This window comes from Pigmentiphaga sp., from assembly GCF_019689535.1.
Lineage (GTDB): Bacteria > Pseudomonadota > Gammaproteobacteria > Burkholderiales > Burkholderiaceae_B > Pigmentiphaga.
Genome location: NZ_JADGHH010000303.1, coordinates 1 through 2,900 on the forward strand (window position 1 = coordinate 1; position 2,900 = coordinate 2,900).

4 protein-coding genes and 1 pseudogene are annotated in these 2,900 nt (G+C 63.6%); all 5 read left to right on the top strand.

Translation table 11 applies throughout. The annotated features are described in order from the left end of the window. Positions 1–337: 337 nt before the first annotated feature. A complete protein-coding gene (locus IRZ12_RS16995; protein WP_296471103.1) occupies positions 338–499 on the top strand; it encodes a DUF1328 domain-containing protein in 162 nt (53 codons plus the stop codon). A gap of 25 nt (positions 500–524) precedes the next feature. Beyond that, entirely contained in the window at positions 525–842 is a 318-nt protein-coding gene (locus IRZ12_RS17000; protein WP_296471106.1) for a YqjD family protein, read from the top strand. Between the two features lie 141 nt (positions 843–983). Beyond that, positions 984–2,369: a sigma-54 dependent transcriptional regulator gene (locus IRZ12_RS17005; RefSeq protein WP_296471110.1), complete on the top strand. Its 1,386-nt coding sequence runs from the start codon at positions 984–986 to the stop codon at positions 2,367–2,369. A 25-nt stretch (positions 2,370–2,394) separates the two neighbouring features. Then, the gene (locus tag IRZ12_RS17010) at positions 2,395–2,571 is read left to right on the top strand and encodes a hypothetical protein (RefSeq protein WP_296471113.1); all 177 of its coding nucleotides are present in this window, start codon (positions 2,395–2,397) and stop codon (positions 2,569–2,571) included. Positions 2,572–2,625: 54 nt separating this feature from the next. After that, positions 2,626–2,900 (top strand): annotated as a pseudogene (locus IRZ12_RS17015) (hypothetical protein); the annotation flags it as partial.

Sequence of the window (2,900 nt, forward strand, 5' to 3'; positions counted from 1 at the left end):
TGTCTGGTGGGCTCGGATTTGTGTATAAGAGACAGGCGCTGGGCGGCAAGGCCCCATTCTAAGCAGTCGCGGGCGCCCCGCGGGGCGCCGGGGACATGCACGTGGTAACGGGCTGTGGCAACGCCCATCCGTAAGCATGGAATTTACAAGTTTTCATGTAATTCTTACCTATTCCTTGCACTTGGACCATGGCCAATCGCCGGTTGTCGTGGTCTGCTGGCGGAGCACCGGCGTGACGTCTGGCGCCACGGTACGAAAACTGCGAGCGCTGCTTTCCGGAGTGGCGCCGGCGCACGACCCGGTCTGCTCGACGCTGGATCTATACAAGGAGTAAGCGATGTTGCGATGGGCCGCCATTTTCTTCGTAATTGCATTGATCGCCGCGCTTTTCGGATTCGGAGGAATCGCTTCCGGCGCCGCGGAGATCGCGAAGATACTGTTCTACGTTTTCGTCATCGTTTTCGTGGTGACGCTTCTGCTGGGTGCGTTGAGACGCTAGCCCGGAACCGAAACAGGGAGAGGATATGGGTTGGCATTCGAACGACTGGCAAGGAAAGAGCAAGGTAGTCGAGCATTTGCGCGGGGCCGTCGAGGACACCGAAGCTCTGTTGAAAAACAAGGCGGACTTCACCAGCCAGGAGCTCGAGGCTGCGCGCCACCGGCTCCGTGACGAGATGGACCGCGCCCGGGACCTGTTCCGGGACGCGCAGCGTGGCGCTGCGGCGTCCTACCGCCAGGTTTCGGCTCACACGGATGCCTACGTGCGAGAGAATCCATGGAGGGCGGTCGGCATAGCCGCCGCCGTGGGCGCGGTCATCGGCCTGCTGTCCATGCGGCGCTAGTGGCGCATTGCGCCGGCCCGCGGCAGAATGCATGTCGGGCGGTGCTCAGCCCGTCGATACGGACATCCTTTTGACGGCCGAATGGCTGCCCCCGGGAGGCGGCCCCGGCTGCGTGACCTGTTTATCGTGGAGCCTTGACGCATGCCGCATGTCCTGATCGTGGACGATGAACCGAATACTCGAGCCGCCCTGGCGGAAATCGTCAGCGCTGAAGGCTTTACCACCGCAGTGGCGGGCGACCTCCGTGAGGCCCGGATCCAGATCGTGCGCCAGAGTCCAGACGTGGTGCTGACCGATCTCAAGCTTCCCGACGGCAGCGGCATGGACTTATTCAAGGAGCTCGACCCGTCGATCCCGGTAGAGGTCATTCTCATTACCGGCCATGCGAGCGTCGAAAGCGCGGTCGACGCCTTGCGGCTGGGGGCGGCAGACTACCTCATCAAGCCGATCAACATGCAGCGGCTCAAGGCCATCCTGGATCGCATCCCGCGTGCAGGAGACCTGAAAGCCGAGATCGGTTCGCTACGCGGCGAATTGAGGCGGTTCGGTCGCTTTGGGCGCATGCTCGGAAGCTCTGCGGCCATGCAGGATCTCTATGACCAGATCGGCAAGGTTGCGCCCACGGAGGCCACGGTGCTGCTGATCGGCGAAAGCGGCACCGGCAAGGAGCTCGCCGCCCAGACCCTGCACGACCTCAGCCTGCGGCGCAAGCGCCCGTTCCTGGCCGTGAACTGCGGCGCGATTTCGCCCAATTTGATCGAAAGCGAAATGTTCGGGCACGAGCGCGGCAGCTTCACGGGAGCAGAGCGCCAGCACAAGGGGTACTTCGAGCGCTCCCACGGCGGGACCTTGTTCCTGGACGAGATCACGGAAATGCCCATCGAGCTGCAGGTGAAGCTCCTGCGGGTGCTCGAAACGGGCGTTTTCATGCGGGTCGGCACTAACCAGGAAATCGAATGCGACGTGCGCATCATCGCCGCCACGAACCGCAATCCGCAGGAGGCAGTGGCTGAAGGCAAGCTGCGCGAGGATCTCTATCATCGCCTGAACGTATTCCCCATTCACCTTCCGCCCCTGCGGGAGCGCGGCAAGGACGTCGAGCTGCTGGCCCAGAGTTTCCTCGACCAGCTCAACGAAACGCACAAGACTTCCAAGTCATTTTCGCCGGCTATGCTGGCCGACATGGTGGCGCATTCCTGGCCAGGCAACGTGCGTGAATTGAAGAACTACGTGCACCGCGCGTTCATCATGGCCGACGGCGGGCTGATCGATTCGGTGGCGGCACCCATACGACTGGCTCCGGCCGGCAAGGCCGAAAGCGAACCGCTGGTCACGATTTCGGTAGGCATGTCGCTTGCAGAAGCGGATAAGCGCCTGATCTTCGCGACGCTGCAGCACTGTGGAGGCGTCAAGAAGCATGCCGCCGAGATGTTGGGCATCAGCCTAAAGACGCTTTACAACCGGCTGGAGGAGTATGCCGCGAGCGATGCGCGCGAAACGGACGTGCACGACGCGCCCGTGTCATGACGCCTCGTGCAGTCATGGAGACCTCATGTTCGAATTGAGCCTGCACACCGTTCCTCCCGATCCGCCCGTCAAGGATCCTCCGCCGGTCGGCGACCCGCCGCGTACGCCGGTGGGCGACCCGCCCGTGCCGCCAGCGCAGGAACCCGACCCCATCGATCCCGATCTGCCGCCATCTCCGCCCACCCCTCCGGAAGAGGAGTGAGGCGGCACGGTCCGTGCTAGCAGTTTCCTATCCGTGAACAGATAGGAGACAGCCGTGTCACTCATCGTTGCTGCTCGCTTCGATTCATTCCCCGAGGCCGAGCAAGCCGGCCGCCAGCTGTTTGGCGCCGGCTTCGCCCCCGAGGACGTGTCCATTTTCTTCGTCAATCCCGCTGGGCAGCACGACCGCTACTCCCTGGGCGGGGACCAGGCGGTCGACCCCGGTGCGAGCAAGACCCGGCGCGGGGCCGTGGCGGGTGCCGCGCTGCTGGGGCTGGCCGGTGCCTTGATCGGCAGCGTCATCTGGCTGTACGCGGGGGGGTCGGTACT